29 protein-coding genes and 1 other RNA gene are annotated in these 24634 nt (G+C 61.4%); 15 read left to right on the top strand and 15 right to left on the bottom strand.

Translation table 11 applies throughout. The features are described from left to right. Positions 1-6: 6 nt before the first annotated feature. From ribH to CV_RS11670, 4 genes are read right to left on the bottom strand one after another with little or no spacing between them, the layout of a single operon-like run. A complete protein-coding gene (ribH, locus tag CV_RS11685) occupies positions 7-474 on the bottom strand; it encodes a 6,7-dimethyl-8-ribityllumazine synthase (protein WP_011135937.1) in 468 nt (155 codons plus the stop codon). Positions 475-534: 60 nt separating this feature from the next. Further along, complete coding sequence (gene ribBA, locus CV_RS11680) at positions 535-1659, bottom strand: bifunctional 3,4-dihydroxy-2-butanone-4-phosphate synthase/GTP cyclohydrolase II (RefSeq protein ID WP_011135936.1); 1125 nt, start codon at positions 1657-1659, stop codon at positions 535-537. A 29-nt stretch (positions 1660-1688) separates the two neighbouring features. After that, complete coding sequence (locus CV_RS11675) at positions 1689-2351, bottom strand: diphthine--ammonia ligase (protein WP_011135935.1); 663 nt, start codon at positions 2349-2351, stop codon at positions 1689-1691. After that, complete coding sequence (locus CV_RS11670) at positions 2348-2965, bottom strand: riboflavin synthase (RefSeq protein WP_011135934.1); 618 nt, start codon at positions 2963-2965, stop codon at positions 2348-2350. The genes CV_RS11675 and CV_RS11670 overlap by 4 nt, the downstream gene beginning before the upstream one ends. Positions 2966-3197: 232 nt before the next feature. Here CV_RS11670 and CV_RS11665 point away from each other — a divergent pair, with 232 nt between their 5' ends. The 3 genes from CV_RS11665 (at position 3198) to CV_RS11655 (ending at position 6375) form a co-directional block, all read left to right on the top strand. Then, the gene (locus CV_RS11665) at positions 3198-4808 is read left to right on the top strand and encodes a peptide chain release factor 3 (RefSeq protein ID WP_011135933.1); all 1611 of its coding nucleotides are present in this window, start codon (positions 3198-3200) and stop codon (positions 4806-4808) included. 7 nt (positions 4809-4815) lie between these two features. After that, positions 4816-5661 (top strand): mechanosensitive ion channel family protein, encoded by an 846-nt coding sequence (locus tag CV_RS11660; RefSeq protein ID WP_011135932.1) that lies wholly within the window; start codon positions 4816-4818, stop codon positions 5659-5661. A gap of 69 nt (positions 5662-5730) precedes the next feature. Further along, positions 5731-6375, top strand: a complete 645-nt coding sequence (locus tag CV_RS11655; protein ID WP_011135931.1) for a TetR/AcrR family transcriptional regulator — start codon at positions 5731-5733, stop codon at positions 6373-6375. Between the two features lie 72 nt (positions 6376-6447). On the opposite strand, the gene CV_RS11650 is transcribed toward CV_RS11655, so the two are convergent. Together CV_RS11650 and CV_RS11645 are read right to left on the bottom strand one after the other, a co-directional pair. Then, the gene (locus CV_RS11650) at positions 6448-6801 is read right to left on the bottom strand and encodes a hypothetical protein (protein WP_011135930.1); all 354 of its coding nucleotides are present in this window, start codon (positions 6799-6801) and stop codon (positions 6448-6450) included. 349 nt (positions 6802-7150) lie between these two features. Further along, on the bottom strand, positions 7151-8359 hold the full coding sequence (locus CV_RS11645) for an amino acid aminotransferase (RefSeq protein ID WP_011135929.1): 1209 nt from the start codon (positions 8357-8359) through the stop codon (positions 7151-7153). A 245-nt stretch (positions 8360-8604) separates the two neighbouring features. Between CV_RS11645 and CV_RS11640 the strand changes: the two genes are divergently transcribed. Continuing rightward, positions 8605-8883, top strand: coding sequence for a hypothetical protein (locus CV_RS11640; RefSeq protein ID WP_011135928.1), 279 nt, complete (start codon positions 8605-8607; stop codon positions 8881-8883). 50 nt (positions 8884-8933) lie between these two features. On the opposite strand, the gene CV_RS11635 is transcribed toward CV_RS11640, so the two are convergent. Both CV_RS11635 and argE read right to left on the bottom strand, forming a co-directional pair. Further along, positions 8934-10316 carry a sodium-dependent transporter gene (locus CV_RS11635; protein WP_043596145.1) on the bottom strand — a complete coding sequence of 461 codons (1383 nt, stop codon included), beginning with the start codon at positions 10314-10316 and terminating at the stop codon, positions 8934-8936. 125 nt (positions 10317-10441) lie between these two features. After that, positions 10442-11605 (bottom strand): acetylornithine deacetylase, encoded by a 1164-nt coding sequence (argE, locus tag CV_RS11630; RefSeq protein WP_011135926.1) that lies wholly within the window; start codon positions 11603-11605, stop codon positions 10442-10444. A 168-nt stretch (positions 11606-11773) separates the two neighbouring features. On the opposite strand from argE, the gene ffs reads away from it, so the two are divergent. Together ffs and CV_RS11625 are read left to right on the top strand one after the other, a co-directional pair. Next, positions 11774-11872, top strand: an RNA gene (ffs, locus tag CV_RS22905) — signal recognition particle sRNA small type. A gap of 264 nt (positions 11873-12136) precedes the next feature. Beyond that, on the top strand, positions 12137-12460 hold the full coding sequence (locus tag CV_RS11625; protein WP_011135924.1) for a helix-turn-helix domain-containing protein: 324 nt from the start codon (positions 12137-12139) through the stop codon (positions 12458-12460). Positions 12461-12571: 111 nt separating this feature from the next. Here the strand turns inward: CV_RS11625 and CV_RS11620 are convergent, their stop codons facing one another. Next, a complete protein-coding gene (locus tag CV_RS11620) occupies positions 12572-13021 on the bottom strand; it encodes a universal stress protein (protein ID WP_011135923.1) in 450 nt (149 codons plus the stop codon). A gap of 129 nt (positions 13022-13150) precedes the next feature. On the opposite strand from CV_RS11620, the gene CV_RS11615 reads away from it, so the two are divergent. The 4 genes from CV_RS11615 (at position 13151) to xerC (ending at position 15828) form a co-directional block, all read left to right on the top strand. Beyond that, entirely contained in the window at positions 13151-13579 is a 429-nt protein-coding gene (locus CV_RS11615; RefSeq protein ID WP_011135922.1) for a thioesterase family protein, read from the top strand. A gap of 18 nt (positions 13580-13597) precedes the next feature. Continuing rightward, positions 13598-14011: a TerB family tellurite resistance protein gene (locus CV_RS11610; protein ID WP_011135921.1), complete on the top strand. Its 414-nt coding sequence runs from the start codon at positions 13598-13600 to the stop codon at positions 14009-14011. A gap of 64 nt (positions 14012-14075) precedes the next feature. Beyond that, positions 14076-14927 (top strand): AAA family ATPase, encoded by an 852-nt coding sequence (locus CV_RS11605; RefSeq protein ID WP_011135920.1) that lies wholly within the window; start codon positions 14076-14078, stop codon positions 14925-14927. Between the two features lies 1 nt (position 14928). Then, positions 14929-15828 (top strand): tyrosine recombinase XerC, encoded by a 900-nt coding sequence (xerC, locus tag CV_RS11600; RefSeq protein ID WP_011135919.1) that lies wholly within the window; start codon positions 14929-14931, stop codon positions 15826-15828. A gap of 15 nt (positions 15829-15843) precedes the next feature. Here xerC and CV_RS11595 read toward each other — a convergent pair whose 3' ends face one another. From CV_RS11595 to orn, 4 genes are all read right to left on the bottom strand, one after another. Next, entirely contained in the window at positions 15844-16575 is a 732-nt protein-coding gene (locus CV_RS11595) for a sterol desaturase family protein (protein WP_043597916.1), read from the bottom strand. Positions 16576-16586: 11 nt separating this feature from the next. Further along, positions 16587-17087, bottom strand: a complete 501-nt coding sequence (locus CV_RS11590; protein WP_011135917.1) for a CinA family protein — start codon at positions 17085-17087, stop codon at positions 16587-16589. Continuing rightward, positions 17077-18729 carry a glucose-6-phosphate isomerase gene (gene pgi, locus CV_RS11585; RefSeq protein ID WP_011135916.1) on the bottom strand — a complete coding sequence of 551 codons (1653 nt, stop codon included), beginning with the start codon at positions 18727-18729 and terminating at the stop codon, positions 17077-17079. Before pgi ends, CV_RS11590 begins: the two co-directional genes overlap by 11 nt. 72 nt (positions 18730-18801) lie before the next feature. Continuing rightward, the gene (orn, locus tag CV_RS11580) at positions 18802-19347 is read right to left on the bottom strand and encodes an oligoribonuclease (RefSeq protein ID WP_011135915.1); all 546 of its coding nucleotides are present in this window, start codon (positions 19345-19347) and stop codon (positions 18802-18804) included. Between the two features lie 70 nt (positions 19348-19417). Here orn and CV_RS11575 point away from each other — a divergent pair, with 70 nt between their 5' ends. From CV_RS11575 to CV_RS11555, 5 genes are all read left to right on the top strand, one after another. After that, a complete protein-coding gene (locus CV_RS11575; RefSeq protein WP_011135914.1) occupies positions 19418-20665 on the top strand; it encodes a M48 family metallopeptidase in 1248 nt (415 codons plus the stop codon). Continuing rightward, positions 20662-20988 (top strand): 4a-hydroxytetrahydrobiopterin dehydratase, encoded by a 327-nt coding sequence (locus CV_RS11570; protein WP_011135913.1) that lies wholly within the window; start codon positions 20662-20664, stop codon positions 20986-20988. The genes CV_RS11575 and CV_RS11570 overlap by 4 nt, the downstream gene beginning before the upstream one ends. Continuing rightward, entirely contained in the window at positions 20985-21848 is an 864-nt protein-coding gene (gene rsgA, locus CV_RS11565) for a ribosome small subunit-dependent GTPase A (protein ID WP_011135912.1), read from the top strand. Before CV_RS11570 ends, rsgA begins: the two co-directional genes overlap by 4 nt. A 125-nt stretch (positions 21849-21973) precedes the next feature. Next, the gene (phbB, locus tag CV_RS11560) at positions 21974-22714 is read left to right on the top strand and encodes an acetoacetyl-CoA reductase (protein ID WP_011135911.1); all 741 of its coding nucleotides are present in this window, start codon (positions 21974-21976) and stop codon (positions 22712-22714) included. 106 nt (positions 22715-22820) lie between these two features. Continuing rightward, entirely contained in the window at positions 22821-23315 is a 495-nt protein-coding gene (locus CV_RS11555; protein WP_043596142.1) for a GAF domain-containing protein, read from the top strand. 65 nt (positions 23316-23380) lie between these two features. Here the strand turns inward: CV_RS11555 and CV_RS11550 are convergent, their stop codons facing one another. Beyond that, entirely contained in the window at positions 23381-23794 is a 414-nt protein-coding gene (locus CV_RS11550) for an FKBP-type peptidyl-prolyl cis-trans isomerase (RefSeq protein WP_011135909.1), read from the bottom strand. Positions 23795-23844: 50 nt separating this feature from the next. Beyond that, positions 23845-24543: a GTP cyclohydrolase I gene (gene folE / locus CV_RS11545; protein WP_011135908.1), complete on the bottom strand. Its 699-nt coding sequence runs from the start codon at positions 24541-24543 to the stop codon at positions 23845-23847. Between the last annotated feature and the right edge of the window lie 91 nt (positions 24544-24634).

Below are 24634 nucleotides of genomic sequence, written 5' to 3'. Positions count from 1 at the left end.
AACGGCTCAGCCGCGCAGCGTCTTGTGCAGATTGGCCATCTCCACCGCCACGCGGGCGGCATCGCCGCCCTTTTCCAGCATGCGGACTTCCGCCTGCTCGTCGTTCTCGGTGGTCAGGATGGCGTTGGCGACCGGAATATCGAAATCCAGGCCGACGCGGGTGACGCCGGCGCCGGATTCGTTCGACACCAGCTCGAAATGATAGGTTTCGCCGCGGATCACTGCGCCCAGCGCCACCAGCGCGTCGAAACGACCGCTCTTGGCCATGGTTTGCAGCACCAGAGGAACCTCCAGCGCGCCCGGGACTGTGGCCAGGGTGATGTCGCCGGCGGCGACGCCCAGTTTTTCCAGCTCGGCGAGACAAGCGTCGCGCAGGCCGTGGCAAACCGGCGTGTTGAAACGCGCCATGGCGATGCCGATTTTCAGCCCTTTGCCGGAAAAATTGGGTTCAATACACTGGATGGCGTCAAGCATGTTGGGTCCTCGCGGCGAAAACACTAAGGAAAGCCGGCAATTGTAACGCAATCGCCGCGATTAGGCCACGCCCGGACCGCCGTCCCGGTCCACGTGGAAGTGCCCGGGCTGGCAGAATCCGGTCACTTCGAGCTCGAAGCCGGCCATCGACGGCAGGCTCACCGGGCTGGACATCAGCTTCATCTTGCCCACGCCCAGCGCCTTCAGCATCTGGGCGCCGATGCCGAAGGTCTTGCTGTCCCATTTCTGCCGCGGCGGCTCCTGGTCCAGCGCGCGCTGCGCCAGATCGGCGCCGGTCTCGTCGCGGTACAGCAGCACCATCACGCCGCAGCCCTCTTCCTCCATGGTTTCCAGCGCGTTGGGCAGCGTCCAGGAGTGGTGGCTGCACAGCGGCGCCAGCACGTCTATCACCGACAGCGGCTCATGCACCCGCACCAGGATTTCCTTGTCGGGGCGTATCTTGCCCTTGCTCAGCGCCAGATGGGTCGCGGAGGTGGTGATGTCGCGGAACACGTGCAGGTCGAAGCTGCCGAACGGGGTCTCCACCGGACGCTCGCCCACTTTCTCCACCAGGGATTCGGTGCGGCTGCGGTGCTGGATCAGATCGGAGATGGTGCCTATCTTCAGTCCGTGCTGCTTGGCGAACTCCAGCAGCTCCGGCAAGCGCGCCATGGTGCCGTCGTCGTTCATGATCTCGCAGATCACGCCGGCCGGCTCCACGCCCGCCAGCATCGCCAGGTCGCAGCCGGCCTCGGTATGGCCGGCGCGGATCAACACGCCACCGTTCTGCGCCTTCAGCGGGAACACGTGGCCGGGCTGGACCAGGTCGCTGGCCTTGGCCAGCCGCGCGACGGCGGTCTTGATGGTGTGGGCGCGGTCGGCGGCGGAAATGCCGGTGGTGACGCCCTCGGCCGCTTCCACCGACACGGTGAAATTGGTGCCGAAACTGGTGCCGTTGTTGGTCGCCATCATAGGGAGGTTCAACAGCTTGCAGCGCTCTTCGGTCAGTGTCAGGCAGATCAGGCCGCGGCCGTATTTGGCCATGAAGTTGATCGCTTCCGGCGTGACGAACTCGGCCGCCATCACCAGGTCGCCTTCGTTCTCGCGGTCTTCGGCGTCCATCAGCACCACCATCTTGCCGGCCTGGATGTCGGCGATGATGTCTTGGATCGGAGATATGGTCATTGCTCTATTCCTTTGTCGGTTCGCCCGTTCTACGCGGGCAGCAAATCCAGCGCCCGGTATTCGCCGAGCTTGGCCGCCTCGCCGTCTCGCAGCGCCAGCGGCTTGTTGAACAAGGGGCCATCCACCACCAGGGTGTGGAATTCGCCCGCCTCGCCGCAGGGATCCACGCCCTCGGCCAGCATGTCTTCTATCAACGGATGGTCGAGCGTCCGGCCCAGCCATTTTTCGTCCACCAGCGCAGTATTGACCATCACAATGCGGGCGGAGAAGCCTGCGTCGACGAATTCGCGCACCAGATCGGCGCGAGCCTCTTGCCACAGCGGCAGAATCGCATCGAGGCCCGCCTCGGCGCAGACCGCCTCCTCCCATTCGCGGTGCGCGTCCAGATCGATGTCGCCGAACACCACCGCCTGGATGCCGTCATCCGCCGCCGCGCGCAGCTGTTCGACGAAAACCTCGCGGTAGCCATTCCAGCTCGCGCGTCCCAGCCGCTGCGGCAAACCCATGGCATGCGCCTGCAGCGCCAGCACCTCGGGCCGCACGCCATGGGAGCGGGAACGATCGCCCGTCTCGTCCAGCATGGTCAGCAGCGCCTGCGGCCGGGCGCCGGCCCGCACCGCCCGCCACAGCGCGAGGCAGCTGTCTTTGCCGCCGCTCCACGACGCCAGCACCGGCAGATCGCGCAAGATCACGCGACCTGGCCGCGCTGCGCCAGCACGCGCTCGACGGTATCGACGATGGCCTGGGTCTGAGGGTCGATTTCGATGTTGATCCTGTCGCCCGGCTTGCGGCCGGCGATATTGGTCCGGTTCAGCGTCTCCGGAATCAGGTGCACGCAGAAACGGCGGCCTTCTACCGCGCCCACCGTGAGGCTGATGCCGTCTATCCCGATATACCCCTTGGCGAACACGTATTTTTCCAGGCCCGCCGGCAGCTCGAACCAGACGGTGCGGTTGTTCGGGGATTCGATGACCTCGGTCACGGCTGCGAGGCCCATCACGTGGCCGGACATCGCGTGGCCGCCGATGTCGTCGCCGAAGCGCGCGGCGCGCTCCACGTTCACGCCGTCGCCAGCCTGGATCCCGCCCAGGTTGGTGACCCGCAGCGTTTCCTGCATCAGGTCGAAGTGAACCAGATCGCCATCGACGCGGGTGACGGTCAGGCAGCAGCCGTTATGGGCGACGGAGGCGCCGAGCTGCAGTCCGGGCAGCATCTCCTGGGGCAGACGGACGATATGGGTGCGGAAATCCTGTTTTTCTTCGATGGCGACCACTTCGGCCACGCCCTGGACGATACCGGTGAACACGGCAAGCCTCCTTGGTTTGAATTGTCGTTTGGACAACATTGTAGCCGAATGGCTGTTTTCCAATCTGTTCGGGAACAAAAAAACGCCATGGAGTTTCCAGGCAATATGTGCTTGTTTCCGCCGCGCGCGGCGCCGCATCACTCGCCATCCCGCGCGAAAGCAATATGGAATTTCCCGAAACCGGCAACTCCGGTAAAATGATCGGCTTTATTGAATTTCAAGCAAGCCATCCATGTCCGCCGATCTCGCCCGCATCGCAGAAGAAGTTTCGCATCGCCGCACCTTCGCCATCATTTCCCACCCCGACGCGGGCAAAACCACGCTGACGGAAAAACTGTTGCTGTTCTCCGGCGCCATCCAGATGGCCGGCACGGTGAAAGGCAAGAAGGGCGGCAAGTTCGCCACTTCCGACTGGATGGAGATCGAGAAGCAGCGCGGCATTTCCGTCGCGTCGTCGGTGATGCAGTTCGACTACCGCGACCACACCGTCAACCTGCTGGACACCCCCGGCCACCAGGACTTCTCCGAGGACACCTACCGCGTGCTGACCGCCGTCGACAGCGCGCTGATGGTGATCGACGCCGCGAAAGGCGTGGAGGAGCAGACCATCAAGCTGTTGAACGTCTGCCGCCTGCGCAACACGCCCATCGTCACCTTCATGAACAAGTGCGACCGCGAAGTCCGCGACAGCCTGGAATTGCTGGATGAAGTGGAAAACGTGCTGAAGATCCGCTGCGCGCCGATCACCTGGCCGATCGGCATGGGCAAAACCTTCCGCGGCGTATACAGCCTGCTGAGCGACGCGGTGATCCTGTTCGAAGCCGGCACGGAAAAGCTGGTTTCCGACATCGAGGTGATCCAGGGCATAGACAACCCGCGCCTGGACGAACTGTTCCCGCTGGAAATGGAACAGCTGCGCATGGAGATCGAGCTGGTCAAGGGCGCGTCCAACGAGTGGAGCCTGGAAGAATTCCTGGCCGGCGAGCTGACGCCGGTGTTCTTCGGCTCGGCCATCAACAACTTCGGCGTGCGCGAAATCCTCAATGCGCTGATCGACTGGGCGCCGGCGCCGCAGGAACGCGACGCCACCGTGCGCAACGTGGACCCGAAGGAAGCCAAGTTCTCGGGCTTCGTGTTCAAGATCCAGGCCAATATGGACCCCAAGCACCGCGACCGCATCGCCTTCCTGCGCGTGTGCTCCGGCCAGTTCGAGCGCGGCATGAAGATGAAGCACCTGCGCCTGAACCGCGACATCGCCGCCTCCAGCGTGGTGACCTTCATGTCCCACGACCGCGAGATCGTGGAGGAGGCTTTCGCCGGCGACATCATCGGCATCCCCAACCACGGCAACATCCAGATCGGCGACAGCTTCTCCGAGGGCGAAGACCTGGCCTTCACCGGCATTCCCTTCTTCGCGCCGGAACTGTTCCGCTCGGTGCGCATCAAAAACCCGCTGAAGCTGAAGCAGCTGCAGAAAGGCCTGCAGCAGCTGGGCGAGGAAGGCGCGGTGCAGGTATTCAAGCCGCACAGCGGCGGCGACCTGATCCTGGGCGCCGTGGGCGTGCTGCAGTTCGAAGTGGTGGCCAGCCGCCTGGCCGCCGAATACGGCGTCGACGCCATCTTCGAATCGGCCAGCATCTGGTCCGCCCGCTGGTTCAGCTGTGACGACCGCAAGAAGCTGGACGAATTCGTCAAGACGCTGCAGATGAACATCGCGACCGACGCCGGCGGCAACCTCGCCTATCTGGCGCCCAACCGCGTCAACCTGCAATTGACCCAGGAGCGCTGGCCGGACATCGTTTTCCACGAAACCCGCGAACACGCGGTGAAGCTCAACGACTGAGGAGTCCATGCACACCCTGCTCGATCTGATCGCCTTCCTGCGGGAGAACTACGCGCACGAAATCACCCGCTCCCTGCTGCTGATCCTGACGCTGGTGGTGATCCGCGTGGTGGTCGACCGGCTGCTGGCGGCCAACAGCGGGGTGCCGGTGGAGGAGCGCCGGCGCTGGTCGATCAACACCCGCAACGGCCTGTTCCTGGCCGGCCTGGCCGGCATCGGACTGATCTGGGCCAATGAGCTGCAGACGCTGGCCGTGTCCATGCTGGCCTTCGCCGCCGCGCTGATCCTGGCCACCAAGGAGCTGATCATGTGCCTGTCAGGCGGCGTGGTGCGGCAGATGTCCAACAGCTACGGCCTGGGCGATCATATCGAAATAGGCGCGGTGCGCGGCCGGGTGGTGGACATCGGCCTTCTGTCCACCACGGTGATGGAGATCGGCCCCAACCACAGCTCGCACCAGATGACCGGCCGCGCCCTCACCTTCCCCAACAGCCTGCTGCTGTCCACGCCGGTGATCCGGGAAAACTACATGGGCGAATACGTGATGCACATCATCAACGTGCCGCTCGCCTACACCGTTCCGCCAGCCCAGGCGGAACGCCTGCTGATGGAGGCCGCGGAAGAGACCTGCGATTGCCATGTAGACGTGGCGCGGCGCCACATGGAGGACATGGCGAAGCGCTATCTGGTGGACATCCCGTCGGTGGAGCCGCGCATTTCGATCCAGCCGGTCGATGAAAAGCGCTATCAGTTGATCCTGCGCATCGCGATTCCGGCCAGAGAGCGGCAACGTATCGAACAAGCCATCCTGCATAAGTTCATGTCGGATTGCTATCCCATTATTGAGCCATAAGAAATAGAGCAAGAACTCCAAACATCGTATACAATTGCGCTATGCGAAGTCACTACCAGCCGGTGCTAAATGAGTAAAACCAGAATCAAGACCTACGACCGCATCATTCAAGAAAGCCTGAAGCTGTTCAACGAGCAAGGCGAGCGCAGCATCACCACCAACCACATCGCCGCGCATCTGGGCATCAGCCCGGGCAACCTCTACTACCACTTCCGCAACAAGGAAGAAATCGTCTACCAAATCTTCCTGATGTACCGCGAGTTCATCAATCAGCGGCTGTCCGTGCCGGAAGACCGCAAGATGACGGTCGACGATCTGGTCAACTACCTGGACACCGCCTTCCTTGCCATGTGGCAGTTCCGCTTCATGTTCTATGACCTGCCCGGCCTGCTCGCCCGCAACCCCCAGATGCAGTCCGAATACCACCAGTTCGTCAACACCGAGCTGAAGAACATTCTGGGCGAGCACTTCCGCGAATTCATCCGTCTGGGACTGCTGAAAATGGACGAGGAAGACATCGAGCCGGTCAGCATCAACATCTGGCTGGTGGTGAAGTTCTGGTTTGCCTTCGAGCAGACTTCCCGCCCCAAGGCGCCGATCACCGAAGAGTCCGGCCATCGCGGCGTGCTGCAGGTGCTGGCCCTGCTGAAGCCCTATGTGCAGCCGGAATATCGCCACGCCTTCCACTCGCTGTACGAGCGGCACGGCGGCTGAGCACAGGATTTTCCGCGCCAAACAGAAAGGCCACTGCATAGCAGTGGCCTTTTTCATTGCCGCCAGGGTGGCTTACGCCGCCTCGGCAAGGTTCTGTGTCAGATAAGCGAGCAACTCGCCGTTGGCGAGCATTTTGCGCAGATGGCTGCCCGGCGCATTGCCCACGTACTCCACCTGGCCGAGCTTGCAATGCGCAACCTTGGCTTCGGCGCATACTTCCATTTCAACTTCCAGCGTCCACAACGCAGGCTGAAGATCCGAGCCCACCGGCTCCAGCGACACCGTCAAATGATAACGGCCATCGCGGGAATGCACGTCGAGCAGGCCCAGCAGGCCCAGGTTGTTGCGGACATCTGCGTCGTCCGCGTCGAAAGCACCCGCAGAAAGAGCCTGCGGAACCAGCACTTCAGGAAAAGTCGCAGTCATGGCATCTACCCCGAGGGTTTCCCCTCAAAAAACGAACTATTGGATTATTGTCATCGCGCGCCATCTGAATGGTTTGCGATCAGACATTCATTGATGTCTGGTTCCATCATGAGGATGTTTGCCGGAGGGGACAATCCCGAAACGGGAAAAAGCGCGCCGTCGCGAGGAAACCTGTACTTTTGGACATTCACCAGGTGGCGAGGCCATCACAAGCGCGGGGAAAAAATGATGAATAAATTTAGCATTCTGTTGAATGCTTCATTTGACGAGGGTCATGGTATGATTTTTTATCATTATAAAAAAAAGCCCTGGTCATACCAGGGCTCTTGCTCATGAGTGCCGGATCCCGTCAGGCCTGAACCACCTTGGCGATGGCGGAGGCCACATAGCCTACGTTCTTGCTGTTCAGGGCCGCCAGGCAGATGCGGCCAGTGGATACCGCGTAAATGCCGAACTCCTCGCGCAGGCGGTCCACCTGGGCGGCGCTCAGGCCGGTGTAGGAGAACATGCCGCGCTGGGCCGTGATGAAGGAAAAGTCGACGGCCACGCCTTGCGCCTTGATCGCCTCCAGCAAGGCCAATCGCATGTCGCGAATGCGATCGCGCATGCCCGCCAGCTCTTCCTCCCATTGCGCGCGCAGCGCCGGGCTGGACAGCACGGCGGCGACGATGGCCGCGCCATGGATGGGCGGATTGGAGTAGTTGGTGCGGATCACGCGCTTCAGCTGGGACAAGACGCGGACCGACTCGTCCTTGGCTGCCGTGATGATGGACAGCGCGCCGACACGCTCTCCGTACAGCGAGAAGCTCTTGGAGAAGGAGCTGGCGACGAAGAACTGCAGATTCGAGGCGGCGAACAGGCGCACCGCCAGCGCATCGGCGTCGATGCCGTCGGCGAAGCCCTGGTAGGCCATGTCCAGGAAGGGCACCAGGCTGCGCTCGCGGCAGATCGACACCACTTCTTCCCATTGCGCGGCGGACAGGTCGGCGCCGGTGGGATTGTGGCAGCAGGCATGCAGCACGATGATGGAGCCCGCATCCAGCGAGGACAAATGCGCCTTCATCGCGGCGAAATCCACGCCGCGGCTGGCTGCGTGATAATACGGGTAGTTTTCCACGGCAAAGCCGGCGGACTCGAACAGCGCGCGGTGGTTTTCCCAGGACGGGTCGCTGATGTACACCTTGGCGGCCGGATTCAGGCGTTTCAGGAAGTCCGCGCCGATCTTCAGCGCGCCGGTGCCGCCCAGCGCCTGGGCGGTCACCACGCGGCCGGCGGCCAGCAGTTCGCTGCTCTCGCCGAACAGCAGCTTCTGCACGGCGACATCGTAAGCGGCGGGGCCTTCGATCGGCTGGTAGCCGCGCGCCGGCAATGCTTCGAGGCGAGCTTTCTCGGCCGCCTGCACCGCGGCCAGCAGTGGAATCTTGCCGTTGTCGTCGGAATACACGCCCACGCCAAGATTGACCTTGGTGCTGCGGGTATCGGCGTTGAACGCCTCATTGAGTCCGAGGATGGGGTCGCGCGGCGCCAGCTCCACGCCGGCGAAGATCGAAGAGGTCATACCAGGCTCCATTAGCTTTACGAATGCACCGGCCAAGAGGCCGATCAAAAAAATCCGATGCTGCTTGTTGCCTTCCGAAGGAAGGTTGTTCGCTGTCGAACATAGTCTAACATGTATCCACTGGCCTCACAGGCAGGATATTGCGGCCAGTTATCGACAAACCCGTTCCCATGGCTTAATCAGAAGCATAAGCTGGTCAGCGGGCGATTTTCTGCCCATGCCTTTACTTTAAACCGGAGGCATCCATGAAAAAGGGAATCTTGCTGCTTTGGCCGTCCTTCATGATCGCTATGATAGCGACCGCCGTGTTCTTCTCGATTTTCGATCCCGCCGAGCTCAAACTGCACGGCGACACCCTGTTTTCCGACAAGCTGAGCGCCTATTCGGTATTCTTTCTGGTCAGTTGGGCCTTCGGCGCCCTCAACACCTCCATCGTACTGCTGCTGGAGAAGAGCGCCAGGGAAATCAACGGCTTTACCCCGCCGCCGGTGGCGGCGCCCGACGAGGACACGCCCCTTCCCTGATTTCCAGGGAACAAAAAAGGCCAGACTGCGCGTCCGGCCTTTTTCTTGCATCAGATGACCTTCAGGCCCTTCAGCATCACATACAGTATCAGCACCGGCGACACGAAGCGCAGCACGAAGAACAGCGGCTTCAGCACGCGCTCGTTATCCAGCGCGCCTTCGTTGCTCAGCGCGGCGCGGAAGCGGTCGTAACCCCACACCCAGGCGGTGAACAGGCACAGGCAGATGCCGCCCAGCGGCATCAGCACATTCGAGGTGACAAAGTCGAACAGGTCGAACATCGTCATGCCGAAGATCTTGAAATCCGCGGTCAGGCTATTGGACAGCGCGCAGGCGGAACCCACCAACGCCAGCAACAACAGATTGATCACGGTCGCCTTGACGCGGCTGATGCCGAAGCGCTCGCTCAGCACCGACACAGGCACTTCCAGGATGGACAGCATGGCGCCGGTGGCCGCGATGGCGGTCAGGACGAAGAACACCACCATGAAGAAGTGGCCCAGCGGCATGCTGGCGAACACCGCCGGAATGGTGATGAACAGCAGAGATGGTCCGGCGGCCGGCTGGAAGCCGAAGGCGAACACGGCCGGGAAGATGGCGATGCCGGCCAGCAGCGACACGAACAGGTCGGCGCACATCACGCGGAAAGTGGTCAGCGGGATGTTCTGGTCGTCGCGGAAATAGCTGCCGTAGGTGATCATGGTGCCCATGCCGATGGACAGCTTGAAAAAGGCCAGACCCATCGCGGTCAGCACTACAGCCGCGCTGATCTTGGAGAAGTCGGGCGCGAACAGGAAGGCGAGGCCCTGGCCGGCGCCCGGCAGCATCAGGCTGCGCGCGCCGATCACCACCAGCAGGACGAACAGCAGCGGCATCAGCTTCTTGGTCACCGCCTCGATGCCCTTGGACACCCCCAGCAGCAGGATGCCGCCGATCAGCGCCAATACCAGCCACTGCCACAGCAACGATTGCACCGGATCGGAAATCAGCGCGGTGAAGGCGCCGGACGTCACCTTGGGATCGCGCGACAGGATGTCGCCGCCGATGGCCTTGAAGATGTAGGCGAATACCCAGGCCGCCACTTCGGAATAAAAGGCCATGATCAGGAATGCGGCGAACACGCCGAAAGCGCCCACCAGCCACCAGGGCTGTCCGGCCGGGGCCAGCTTGACCAAGGAGGTGACGGCGTCGCGCTTGGCCTTGCGGCCCAGCATGATCTCCGAAATCATCACCGGCAGGCCCACAACCAGCGTGGCCAATACATAGACCACCAGGAAGCCGGCTCCGCCGTTGGTCCCCGTCAGGTAGGGAAATTTCCAGATATTACCCAGGCCGACCGCCGACCCCAGCGTAGCCGCCAAAACGCCGAAACTGGACGTGAAGCCGTCCCGCGCCTTGGGCTCTCCACCCGTTTTCGATTTGTTCTGACTCATTGTTTTTCTGAACCCTAGATAATGATGAACCCGCGCGGAAGTCACCGGCGGGCTCAATAGTCCTTCGTTTCCAAGGGGCAGAATTTTGCAGCCTATCGCTTATGGATGCAAAGCATTTCTGACAGTTATTTGATTAAGTTGTTAGTCAATAGCCCAAGCCAATCATGGCATGCATTCAGCTGGGCGATTTCTATGAACTCGTCCGGCCGGTGAGCCTGCTCTATCGATCCCGGCCCCAGCACCACGCACGGCATGCCTGCCTCGCTGAACAACCCCGCCTCGGTAGTGTAGGCGACGCCCCGCCCGGCGCAAGCGCACAATCCATGAACGTAGCGGCTGATATCCGAATCCGGCTCGGCTTCGAATGCCGGGCTGTATACCACGCGCTCGATCTCGATATCAGCCTCCTCCGCCACCGCCCGCATTTCCAGCAGCAGGCTCGCCGCGTAGTCGGCCACCGACGAGACCAGCCGCTGCGGATCGTCTCCCGGCAGCCAGCGGCACTCGAACATGAATTCGCAGTCGGCCGGCACGATATTGCAGGCTACGCCGCCGCGGATCACGCCAGTCTGCATCGTGGTGAAAGGAACGTCATACAAAGGCTGGCGGTGGCCGAACGACGCCTCGGCGTCGGCCAGCTTGCGGATATGGGTGATCAGTCTTGCCGCATACTCGATGGCATTGACCCCGTAAGGCGTCAGGGAAGAATGCGCCGCACGGCCCCTGACCCGGCAACGGTAATGCGCGATGCCTTTATGCGCCACCACCGGCCGCATCGAAGTCGGCTCCCCTATCAGGCACCCAGCCACCGTCACGCCCTGGGCGACCAAATCGTCGATGAGCCTGCCGACGCCCAGGCAGCCCACTTCCTCATCGTAGGAAAGCGCAATGCCTATGCCCTGCCTCAGCTGGCCGGCCTTCGCCAGCGCCACGAAATCCGGCACTCTCGCCAGCACGCAGGCAATGAAGCCTTTCATGTCGGCGCTGCCGCGCCCATACAGGCGCCCATCGCCGCCATCCGTCAGCTGGAATGGCGGATAGGACCAGTCCTGCCCATCCACCGGCACCACGTCGCTATGGCCGGACAGGACAATCAATGGCAAATCATCTCCGCCGATGCGGCAGAACAGATTAGCCTTGCTGCCGTCGTCGCTATGGGTGAGCCGGCTTGCCAACCCGTGGCCGGCAAGATAACGCCTTACCCATTCTATCAGTTGCAGATTGGAATTCCGGCTGGTGGTATCGAAGCCGATCAGTTCGGCCAGCAAGTCGGCGAGTGTGGTATCCATGGCGCTTGGCGTGTATATATTAGGTGGCTTGACTGCCGAGTCTGCACCGCATGATGCGCGCAATCAATAGCCACTCTCCCCGCCGACGACTCCTTCCGCCGTTCGGCAAAAAACTTATAAAAATGCTTGTCAAATAGATGGGCATTGGATACAATCCGTTTTCTCTATGGCGGGCCTCCCCGCATTGCACGGTAGCGAACCTGGTCAGGTCCGGAAGGAAGCAGCCACAGTTATTCAGTGCAAGTGCCGGGGGTCGGGCTCGCCACCCCTCCCCTTCTATGCGTTCCGCAAGGACAATTGCAAATTTGCGACACTTTTGCGCCTATGCACAGTCTCGCATGCTGATAACATTGTCCTGAACGATAAGAATCCGCTAACATTAGCAAAACTGAATTTTCAAATTCATGGAACTTCACTAAATTCCCTGCATCAAAAATATTCCTGTTGAATTTTTTTTGCTATTTTTAGTAGGCAGGGCGAAGTCCTAAAAAAATACTAGAACCATTTGTTTCAGATACGAGAGGAACACTCATGAAACTGTTTGAAAAGATCCCGAATCCTCGGGAAATCCGTCGCAAGCTGGGCCTGAACCAACAAGAGTTCTGGAGCCGCATCGGCGTTACCCAATCCGGCGGCTCCCGCTACGAAAGCGGCCGCAACATGCCGAAACCGGTCCGCGAACTGCTGCGCCTGGTTCACGTCGAGCAGATCGACCTGTCCAAGGTTCGCCGCGAAGATTTTGAAATCGTCGAAGACCTGAAGGAAACCCACCCCGATCTGTACAAAAGCCTGCGCAAGGCCGTACGCACCAAGATCGAGGCACAGGAAGGCGGCGCCGAAGCTGCCGCCAGCTGATTTCCAGCCCCTCGAAAAAGCCAGCCGCGGCACGCCGGGCTGGCTTTTTTTCATTCACGGGTCCACCAGGACCGCAAGGCTTCCCGCAGAATGACGGAACCATGACTCGGCTCAGTCGCCGGGATTGCGCACCAATAGCACCGGCATATCCGCCACCTTCAGCAGGCCTTCGGCCACGCTGCCCATCAGCAGGTGCATCAGGCCTCCCAGCCCGTGCGTGCCCATCACGATCAGGTCGGCGCCCCAGGCGCTGGCTTCATCCGACAAGACGGCGGCGATCTTGTCTCCCCAGCTTTCCAGTATCTTGCAATCCGGCGTCACGCCCAATGCGCGGGCGCGATCCCCTGCCTGCCCCAGCACCTGCTCCCCGGCCTGCTTGATGGACTTCTGCAGTTCGGTGGCATCCAGAAATTCGGTGCCGCCCCAACCAAACTGCGCCAGATCCACCACGTGAACCAGCCTCAAGTTCGAGCCGAAAGCCTTGGCCAGCTTGCACGCCTCATCCAGCGCCATATTTGACGTGTCGCTGTCATCCACCGGTACGAATATCCTTTGATACATGACGTTCAGCTCCTCTATGATCTTGGCTTGCGCCCCCAGTCTATCAAAGCCGCCGCGCCAGCATTTGACACAGCTTAGCTTGCTTTGACATAAAGGCCATATCGTCATTCCCTTCTGCCAGTATACGCCATGGCCAGAATCAGAATCGAAGCACCTGGAACCATCGTCTACGAGACGCTCATGGATGTCCGCATCGGCGACATCAACTACGCCAACCACCTCGGCAACGACGCCTTGCTGCGGATCGCCCAGGAGGCTCGCCTCCGATTATTCCGCGACTGGGGCTACGTCGACGAGCTGCATATCGACGGCGTCGGCATCGTCGTGGCCGACGCCGCCATTTGCTACCTGTCCGAAGCCTTCCTCGGGGATGTTCTGCGCATTCTGGTCGGCACGGCCGACATCCACCGCAAGGGTTTGGATTTCATTTATCAAGTGATCGATGACAACAGCGGCAGAGAAGTGGCAAGATTGAAAACGGGCATTGTGTTCTTCGATTATCCAGCGCGCCAAGTCGCCCTCATGCCGGAATCTTTTTCGGCAAAGCTCGGCCAATAAGCAAGAAGGAATCGCGCCATGAGAAACTACTCGCCAAACAGTCCGGAGGCGATTGCCAGGCTGCTCGCCATGTTCATGATCGCGGACGGCAATATGGACCCCCGCGAGCTGGAGTTGCTTGAAAAGCTTCACGTCTACCACCTGATCAATCTGCCGCGGAAACAATTTTCCCAAGTATTGCGGGATTTCTGCGACGACATTTCCGACGAGGCGTCCGACGACGGCTCCATCCGGCTGCTTGAACGCGAACGCATCGACAATCTGCTTTCCGACGTGACCGACCGACGCAAACGCATCCTCACTTGCGTGCTGGCCATGGACATCAGCAAGTCCGACGGTACAATCAGCGACAGCGAAATGGCTCTGCTCAGCCACATGATGAAGAGCTGGGCCGTCACGCTGGACGATCTGGAAAGAGAATTCGCCCGATGACCGGCGCCGGCCGCCCCACCGGCGGCCCGGCAACAAGACGCACGCAACCTACTCGCAATAAATAATGAACACTCGCTTTACTGGAACCGAACGCTACATCGCCACCGACGACCTGATGATGGCCGTCAACGCCTCCATCACGCTGCAGCGCCCGCTGCTGATCAAGGGCGAACCGGGCACCGGCAAAACCATGCTGGCGGAGGAAGTGGCCGCCAGCCTGGACCGGGAGCTGATCGTCTGGCCGATCAAATCCACCACCAAGGCGCAGCATGGGCTTTACGAATACGACGCCGTATCGCGGCTGCGCGACTCCCAGCTGGGCGACGCCAAGGTGCACGACATCGCCAACTACATCGTCAAGGGCAAGCTGTGGCAGGCCTTCGAGGCCGAGCAGGCTCCCGTGCTGCTGATCGACGAAATAGACAAGGCCGACATCGAGTTTCCCAACGATCTGCTGCGCGAACTGGACCAGATGGAATTCTTCGTCCATGAAACCCAAGCGTTCGTGCGCGCCAGGCAGCGCCCCATCATCATCATCACCTCCAACAATGAAAAAGAGCTGCCGGATGCCTTCCTGCGGCGCTGCTTCTTCCACTACATCCGCTTCCCGGACCCCGAGACGATGCAAAGCATCATCGACGTCCATTTCCCGGACATCCGCCAGCAGCTGGTTCAGCAGGCGCTGGAGGTGTTCTTTTCGATACGGGAATTGCCGGGCCTGAAGAAAAAGCCCACCACATCCGAACTCCTGGACTGGCTGAAACTGCTCTCCGGAGAGAATATCGGCGCAGAAGAACTGGCCGGGCTGCACGAACGCAACGCGCCGCCGCCCCTGGCCGGCGCGCTGCTGAAGAACGAGCAGGATCTGCAGCTGTTCGAGCGGCTGATGCAGATGGCGCGCCTGCGCCGCAACTGAGATGGACGAGGCCATCCGCCGCTTCATCGAGCATCTGGCCGTCGCCGGCCGCAGCCCGCACACGCTCGCAGCCTACCGGGCCGACATCGAACTGCTGGAAAACATGATGCAGGCCAAATCCGCTCGCGACGCCACCGCCGCGGAATTGCGCAAGGCGCTGGCCAAATTGCACGCGCAAGGATTGAGCAGCCGCAGCCTGGCGCGGCGGCTGTCCTCGTGGCGGCAGTTCTACCATTGGCTGCAGCGCAACGGAGAGCGCGAGGACAACCCTGCCGCCGGGCTGTACGCCCCCAAGCGAGACAAGTTGCTGCCCAAGGCATTGCCGGTCGACGGCACGGCAGCGCTGCTCGACCGGATAGAAGGCGAAAGCGAACTGGATGCCCGCGACCGCGCGATATTCGAGCTGGTTTACAGCTGCGGCCTCCGGCTGTCGGAAACCGTGGCGCTGAATCTGGACGACGTGGACTTTTCCGACAGTCTGCTGCGCATCCGCGGCAAGGGCGGCAAGGAGAGGCTGGTGCCCATCGGCGCCGAAGCCATGCTCAGACTGCGGACCTGGCTGGGCGAACGCTCGGCGGGAATGGATGAGCCGGCGCTGTTTCTGGGCCGGCACGGCCACCGGCTGGGAGGCCGCCAGGTGGAAAAACGATTGCGCGACTGGGCGATCAAGACCGGGGCCGGCCAGCATGTCCACCCGCACATGCTGCGCCACTCGTTCGCCTCCCACATGCTGCAATCATCAGGCGATCTGCGCGCGGTGCAGGAACTGCTGGGCCACGCCAACCTGTCCAGCACCCAGATTTACACCGCGCTGGACTTCCAGCACCTGGCCAAGGTGTATGACGGCGCGCATCCGCGCGCGCGCAAGCGCGGCAAGCCGGACGACGAAAACAAATCATAAAACCGGCAGCGGCCATCAGCCGCCCTTGTGCACGTCGCGGCATAGCAACATCGCATGGATGTTGTCCGCCTTGTCGGCATCGAAGCCCAGGCGCGCCACTCTCTCCTCCGGATTGCTCCAGGTGCCAAACAGCAAATCCCACAGGGGCAGGCCGTAATTCTGAGCATGGTGGCCATGGGCGTGGTGGACGGTATGCATTTCCGGGCGTTGGAGGAAATAGCCCAGCCAGCGCGGAGTCTTCATATCGCCATGCAGAAACAGATCGAAGCCGCTGGTGAAAAACAGCGCCCAGGCTGCCGCGACAGGAGACGCGCCCAGCACCAGGTAGCTGGAGAAAGCGCTGATCAGCACCGCGGCCGCCGAATCCAGCGGATGCGCGTAAAACGCGGTCAGCGCCTCAACCCTCCCAGGGCTGTGATGAAGCTGGTGAAACAGCCGCCACAGCAGGTCGGAAGCGTGCGTCGCGCGGTGCCACCAATAGAAGGCGAAGCTGGTCAGCAGGAAGCTGGCCGCGCCCACCAGGATATCGGGCCAGCCGCGCGCGGCCGGAATCAGCGCGACGCTGTCGATCTGCGCGGCGAACAGACCGCCCAGCGCCAGCGTGACCGCCGCCGTGCACCCGCCCAGCGCAGAGGCAAGCAGCAGCCAGCGGCGGTCGCAGCGGTTTTTCGATGCGGGCGCGATCACCTCTCGGGTGAAGATGCCGACGAACAGGATCGCCAGCGCGGGAAAAGCGTATAACTCCATGCCGCCCAGCCTCAAGCTTGCGCCGCCTGGCCGTGAACGCGCTCCAGCAGGCGCGCCAACGCCTCTTCCATCGTTTGCTGACGCACCGCGTGGCGATCGCCGGAGAAATGCCGGCTCCAGGCCTCGGTCTGCCCGCCAGGATGCGCGATGGCGAGCCAGACCAGACCCACCGGCTTTTCCGGCGAACCGCCGTCCGGACCGGCAATGCCGGAAACGGCCACCGCCCAGTCGGCGCCGGCCAGAGCCTGCGCGCCGGCGGCCATCTCGCGCACCACGCGCTCGCTGACCGCGCCATGATCCATCAACGACGAAGCCTGGACTTTCAATAGTTGCTGCTTGGCCTGGTTGCCATAGCTGACCACGCCATGGCTGAACCAGCCGGAGCTTCCCGGGATGTCGGTGATGGCTGCCGCGATCATGCCGCCAGTGCAGGACTCCGCGGTGGCCACGCTTTCGCCTCGGGCCTGCAAGGCCTCGCCTAGGTCCGAGGCCAGTTGTCTGCTATTTGCCATGGCGTTCCCTGTAATGTCGGATCAGACCATTGGTGGAGCTGTCGTGCCCCAGCGCCCCGGTGTCGCCGGACAGCTCCGGCAGGATGCGCCGCGCCAGCTGCTTGCCATACTCCACGCCCCACTGATCGAAGGAATTGATGCCCCAGATCACCCCTTGCACGAACACCTTGTGCTCATACAGCGCCATCAGCATGCCCATGCTGTACGGCGTCACCCTGTCCAGCGCCAGCGTGTTCGACGGCTGGTTGCCCGGAAACAGTTTCTGCGGCAGCAGCATGTCCAGCTGCTCTCCGGACAGATGGCTCAACTCCCGCATCACCTCCGCCTCGTTCTTGCCGCGCATCAGCGCCTCGGTTTGCGCCAGGCAGTTGGCGACCAGCACATCGTGCTGGTTGCCGAGCGGATAGTGGCTGTTCAGCGGCAGGATGAAGTCGCACGGCACCAGCCGGGTGCCCTGGTGCAGCAACTGGAAGAAGGCATGCTGGCTGTTAGCGCCCTCCTCGCCCCAGATCACCGGGCCGGTATCGAAATCGAGCGCCTCGCCCAGCCTGCCGACCCGCTTGCCGTTGGACTCCATGTCCAGCTGCTGGATGTGGGCCGGCAAGCGGCGCAGACCATGATCATAGGGCATGATGGCATGGGTGTGCGCCCGGTAGAAAGTGTTGTACCAGATGCCGATCAGCGCAAGCAGCACCGGCATATTGGCATCGAACGGCGACTCGAAGAAATGCCGGTCCATCGCATGGCCGCCGTCGAGGAAGGCGCGGAAGTTGTCGTAGCCGATGGACAGCATGACCGGCAGGCCTATCGCCGACCACACCGAGTATCGCCCCCCCACCCAGTCCCAGAAGCCGAACATATGCTGCGGATCAATGCCGAAAGCCCGCACCGCCGGTTCGTTGGTGGAGACTGCGACGAAATGCTTGGCGATCTGAGCCTCGCCGGCCGCCTGCAGAAACCAGGCGCGCGCCGCCTGGGCGTTCAGCAGGGTTTCCGGCGTGGTGAAGGATTTTGAGGCGACGATGAACAAGGTGGTGGCTGGATTCAGCCGCTCCAGCGTGCGCGCCAAGTGTTGGCCGTCGACATTGGATACGAAGTGGACCTTGAGATCGGGATGGGCATACGCGGCCAGCGCGTCCGCCGCCACCAGCGGCCCGAGATCGGAGCCGCCGATGCCGAGATTGACCACGTCGCGGATCGGCTGCCCGGCGAACCCCAGCCAGCGGCCTTCCCGGACCTGCTCGCTGAAATCCTTGAGCCGCGCCAGCACCTGATGCACGTCGGCCGCCACGTTATGGCCTTCCAGGTCGAGCCGCGCCCCCGCCGGCAGCCGCAAAGCGGTATGCAGCACCGAGCGGTTCTCGCTGACGTTGATGCGCTCGCCGCTGCGCATCCTGTCCATCCAGCCTCTCAAGTCGGCCTTGCGCGCCAGATCGAACAACAGCTCCAGCGTGCGCTCGGTCACCCGGTTTTTCGAATAGTCGAGCAGAAGGCCATCCAGCTCCAGCGAAAAACGCTGGAAACGCTGCGGATCCAGCTCGAACAACTCGCGCATGTGCATATGGCGCGTCGCGCGCTGGTGCTGGTGCAGCTTGGCCCAGACCTGGGTGGAATTGATGTCGATGTGGCGTTGTGCGGCCATGTTTTCTGCCAATGGAATACAAGGTGAATGTGAAAAAGCCGGCCCGCTCGAGCCGGCTCGACACGGCGTAGCTTATACCTTGAGGAAGTGCTCGCGGTAGTAGCGCATTTCCTCTATCGACTCCAGGATGTCCGCCAGCGCCTCATGCTTGCCGCGCTTGACCACGCCCTTGGCGATTTCGGGACGCCAGCGCTTGCACAACTCCTTCAACGTGGACACGTCCAGGTTGCGGTAATGGAAATAGGCTTCCAGCTTCGGCATCCAGCGCGCCATGAAGCGGCGGTCCTGATGGATGGTGTTGCCGCACATCGGCGTCGCGCGCTCCGGCACGTGCTGCATCATGAACTCCAGCAGCAGTTGCTCCGCCTCGGCTTCGCTGACCGTGGAATTCTTCACCTTTTCGATCAGCCCGCTCTTGCCGTGGGTGTTCTTGTTCCAGTCGTCCATGCCGTCCAGAATGGCGTCCGGCTGGTGAATCACCAGCACCGGCGACTCCGCCAGGACGTTCAGATTGCTGTCGGTGACGATCATCGCCACCTCGATGATGCGGTCCTGATCCGGGTTCAGGCCCGTCATCTCCATGTCGAGCCAGATGAGGTTATTGGTATCTTGTGCCATACTAGTCAATCTTTAGAAAACCCTGCCATTTTCCTTCATTGCCGCGTCGTCGGCAAACTCCAGGACACCCATGACCGAGGCTTTCTCCCTACTGTTCGCCGCCGCGCTGACGCTAACCCTATGCCTGAAGCTTTGGCTGGGCTGGCGCCATATCCGACACATCGCCCGCCATCGCGACCAGGTTCCGGCGGCCTTCCGCGACAGCATCACCTTGGAGCAGCACCGGCACGCCGCCGACTACACCATCGCCAAGACCAAGCTGGGCCTGCTGTCCGCCTGGGTGGACACCGCGCTGATCGCGGCTTTCACTTTCGGCGGTGGATTGCAATGGCTGGCCGTCCACAGCATGCAATGGCTCGCCAACCCGCTGCTGTCGGGCATGGCGCTGATCGTGTCGGTCGCCGTGATCAGCAGCTTGGTTTCGCTGCCCTTCACTCTGTACGGCACCTTCGGCATTGAAAGCCGCTTCGGCTTCAATAAGACCACCATCGCGCTGTTCATGGCCGACATGATCAAGGGCGCTCTGGTCGGCGCGGCGATCGGCCTGCCCTTGCTGGCGCTGGTGCTGTGGCTGATGGAGATCTCCGGCCCGCTGTGGTGGCTGTGGGTATGGCTGGTCTGGTCCGGCTTCCAGTTGCTGATGGTCGCGTTGTACCCGACGCTGATCGCGCCGCTGTTCAACAAGTTCAAACCGCTGGAGGATGAGATGCTCAAAACCCGCATTGAAGCCTTGCTCCAGCGCGCCGGCTTCAAAAGCCAGGGCGTGTTCGTGATGGACGGCTCGCGCCGCTCCAGCCACGGCAATGCCTACTTCACCGGCTTCGGCTCCGCCAAGCGCATTGTGTTCTTCGACACGCTGCTATCCCAGCTCAGCCACGCCGAGATCGAAGCGGTGCTGGCGCACGAGCTGGGCCACTTCAAGCGCCGCCACATCGTCAAGCGCATCGCCTTGGCCTTCGCCTTGTCTCTGGCCTTGCTGTGGCTGCTGGGCCAATTGCTGCATGCGCCATGGTTCTACGCCGGCCTCGGCGTCGCCGCGCCCAGCACGGCGATGGCGCTGATCCTGTTCCTTACCGCGACGCCGGCCTTCACTTTCCCGCTGACGCCGCTGTCCAGCCGGATGTCCCGCGTCCATGAATACGAGGCCGACGATTTCGCGTCGGAACAGACCCGGGCGGACGACCTGGTCAGCGCCTTGGTCAAGCTGTACCGCGACAACGCGTCCACGCTGACGCCGGACCCCATCCATTCCGCCTTCTACGATTCGCACCCGCCAGCGGCGCTGCGCATCCAACACCTGAAAGGAAACCACGCATGAACCTGTTGGAGCTATCCTGCACTCCTCAGCATGGCCAGAGTCCGCTGGCCGACAACACCGTCAAGCAACTGCTCTCCACGCTGCCGGACTGGGAAATCGTCGGCATCGAGCTGCGCAAGACCTATCGCTTCGCCAATTACCACGAGACCATGGCCTTCGTGAACGCGCTGGCCTGGATCGCCAACCAGGAAGACCATCATCCGGACATGTCGGTCCACTACAATCGCGCAGTCGTGAACTTCAGCACCCACGACGCAGGCGGACTCACCCTCAACGACTTCATTTGCGCGGCCAAGACCGAAGCCCTGTTCCGCCGCCCATGACAGCCAGCACCGGACAAATCATACGCAGCCACGGCCGTCGCTTCATCGTCGAGGCGGACGGCCAGACGTTCGATTGCACCACGCGCGGCAAGCGCGTCGACTATGCCTGCGGCGACATCGTCGATATCCTGATCCAGAACCGCGAACAGGCGGTGATAGAGCGCGCGCATGAGCGGCGCAGCCTGCTCTACCGCCAGGACGAATGGAAAACCAAGGTGATCGCGGCCAACGTCACGCGCATCCTGTTCGTGATCGCCGCCGTGCCCACGCCCAATGAAGAACTGCTGGGGCGGTGCCTGATCGCCGCGGAAGCCGGGGACATCGATCCCGTGATCGTGGTCAACAAGAGCGATCTGCCGGAAACCACGGCGCTTCTGGAAAAATTGCAACTCTATGTGAATCTGGGTTACAAGCTGGTCACATTGTCGGCGAAGCAGGATTTTTCACCGCTGAAACCCTTGCTCAGCGGACATACCAGCGTGTTGGTCGGCCAATCCGGCATGGGCAAATCCACACTGACCAACGCGCTGCTGCCAGACGCCAATGCGCGAATCGGCGATATTTCGGAAGCGCTTGACTCAGGCCGCCACACCACCACCCATGCCACGCTATACCACCTCGATGAAAACAGTCATCTGATAGACTCTCCGGGCCTGCAGGAATTCGGCTTGAAACACCTGAAATCGACGGATTTAATTCATTATTTCCCTGAAATGCGCAGATACATTGGCCAGTGTCGCTTCCATAACTGTTCGCATTGCGTGGAACCGAACTGTGCGATCATTGCAGCTGCAGAACAGGGAGCAATTTCTAAACATAGACTGGATCTACTGCAAAGGCTGAGCCGAGAACTAGGCTAAAAGGATTGTAAATAAAGTAGTACACGCTATTTATTTACTTTTTATGGCTCCCTGCATATTCTGTAATAAAAGGAAGTAAAGATTATCCAAATATAGATTCCAAACCCGACAGAGGAGCCAGCATCATGACGAAAAGGATTGCGTTAGTTACCGGTGGCATGGGCGGTATCGGCACCGCCATCTGCAAAGCCTTGGCTGAAGCGGGGCATATCGTGGTAACCACGTACAGCAAACCGGGCCGCGAAGCGTCCTGGCATGCCGACATGAAGGGACTGGGTTTCAGCGACATCCACAGCTACCTGTGCGACGTCACGGACTTCGCCGCCTGCCAGGATGTGGCTGCCCGCATCGCCAAGGACGTCGGCCAGGTCGATATCCTGGTCAACAATGCAGGCATCACCCGCGACGCCAGCTTCAGGAAACAGAGCAAGGACGACTGGGACGCCGTGATCCGCACCAACCTGGACTCGGTATTCAACATGACCAAGCCCGTGCTGGACAATATGCTGGAAACGGGCTTTGGCCGCATCATCAACATTTCGTCCATCAATGGCCAGAAGGGCCAATTCGGCCAAACGAACTACTCCGCGGCCAAGGCTGGCATGCACGGCTTCACCATGGCGCTGGCTCAGGAAGTGGCCAAGAAGGGCGTGACCGTCAACACCATCTCTCCCGGCTACATCGCCACCGAAATGGTGATGGCGGTGCCGGAAGATGTGCGCAACAAGATCATCGCCCAGATCCCGGTCGGCCGCCTGGGCCGCCCGGAGGAGATCGCCGCACTGGTGACCTTCCTCTGCTCCGACAACGCCGGCTTCATCACCGGCAGCAATATCGCCATGAACGGCGGCCAGCACATGATGTAATCGCGTCAAGGCTCCGCAATACTGTTCACGCCGCCTCTCCCGGGCGGCGTTTTCTTTTCTGGTGTATGCTGTCCGGCCCGCCACTCATTCGCAAGCAACACCCGCCATGGCAGAAAATCTCATCATCGAAAACGGCAGCAAGGAAGACAAGTATCAGGTTTTGCTGCCGCAAGCCCATGCGCTGATCGCCGGAGAGACAGACATCGTCGCGGCGCTGGCCAATCTGTCCGCCGCGCTGGCGTCCACCTTCGGCTGGCTATGGACCGGCTTCTATCTGGTCAAGGGCGAACAACTGGTGCTGGGTCCGTTCCAGGGGCCGATCGCCTGCACGCGCATCCCGAAAGGCCGCGGCGTCTGCGGCAGCGCCTGGGCTCAGAACCGCACGCTGCTGGTCGACGACGTCGATGCCTTTCCCGGCCATATCGCCTGCTCGTCGAGCGCACGCTCCGAGGTGGTGGTGCCGATCCGCGACGCCTCCGGCAAGGTCGCCGCCGTGCTGGACATCGATTCCGACCAGTTGGCCAGTTTCGACCAGACCGACGCCGTCTATCTGGAACGCATCGTCGCGCCGCTCGCCGGACTATTCGCCCCAGCCGGCTGAATGCAGGCAAACTGTGTGAAACAGGCCCGAAATATCGGGCCTGTTTTTCTGTCCGCCTGCGAATGCTACTTCTGGATGGACAGCAGTTCCACTTCGAAATACAGCGGCGTATCAGGCGGAATCACGCCCGGCACGCCACGGCTGCCATATGCGGTATTGGCCGGGCAATACAGTTTGGCCTTGCTGCCGACCGTCAACGCGCTGACGCCCTGGGTCCAGCACGGGATCACGCGATTCAGCGGGAAGCTGATCGGTCCGCCATTCTTGTAGGAGCTGTCGAACTCCTTGCCATCCTTGAACGTGCCGCGGTAATTGACCTTGACGGTATCGCCGCTGGAGGGCTTCACGCCCTTGCCCGCGACCAACACCTCGATCTTGACGCCGGAAGACAGGGTTTGCGCTGCCGGGGCATTCGCGGCCTGCGCGCCGCTCGCGCAGGCCAGCAGGGCCAGGGCGGAAATCATTCGTGTGGAAAACATAGGCTCTTTCATTCAAGTAAATGCTGCGCGTCCGGCCCTATGCCGCCCGCTCACTTCCGCATCAAGGACAGAAATTCCTTGCGCAGGTCCGGATTGGTCAGGAAGGAGCCGCGCATCACGCTATTGGTCATCTTGCTGTTGCTGTCCTTCACGCCGCGCCAGTGCATGCAGAAGTGATCCGCCTCCATCACGATGGCCAGACCGTCAGGCTGCAGCTTCTGCATCAGCAAATCCGCTATCTGCGATACCGCCTCTTCCTGTATCTGCGGACGGGTCATCACCCAATCTATCAGGCGGGCGTATTTGGACAGCCCGATCAGGTTCGAAGCCTCGTTCGGCAGCACGCCCACCCACACCCGGCCGATGATGGGGCAAAGATGATGGGAGCAGGCGCTGCGCACCGTGATCGGCCCGATGATCATCAGCTCGTTCAGATGCTCGACATTCGGGAATTCGGTGCAGGGAGGCATCGACACGTAGCGCCCCCGAAATACTTCGCGGACGAACATCTTCGCCACCCGCTTCGCGGTCTCCTGCGTGTTGTGGTCGTTCGCGGTATCGATCACCAAGCTTTCCAGCACGCCCTTGAGCTTGGCCTGCACCTCTTCCTGCAATGCATCCAGCTCTCCGTCCTCGATAAAGGCCGATATATTGTCGTTGGCATGGAAGCGCGCCCCCGCCGCCTGCAACCGGTAACGGATGCGCTGCGATATCGCTTCCTGCTGGTCCTGCTTGTCGATTTTGCTCATTGTTGATTACTTGTTCGCAAGAAAATGGAAATCATTTCGAAATATACAGCAACTTACGGCACGGGTTCGAGCGGTCCATGCACGCAAGCGC

It is taken from the genome of Chromobacterium violaceum ATCC 12472, assembly GCF_000007705.1.
GTDB lineage: Bacteria > Pseudomonadota > Gammaproteobacteria > Burkholderiales > Chromobacteriaceae > Chromobacterium > Chromobacterium violaceum.
Note: the sequence above shows the minus strand (reverse complement) of the source record. Positions and strands in the feature narration are given on the sequence as shown.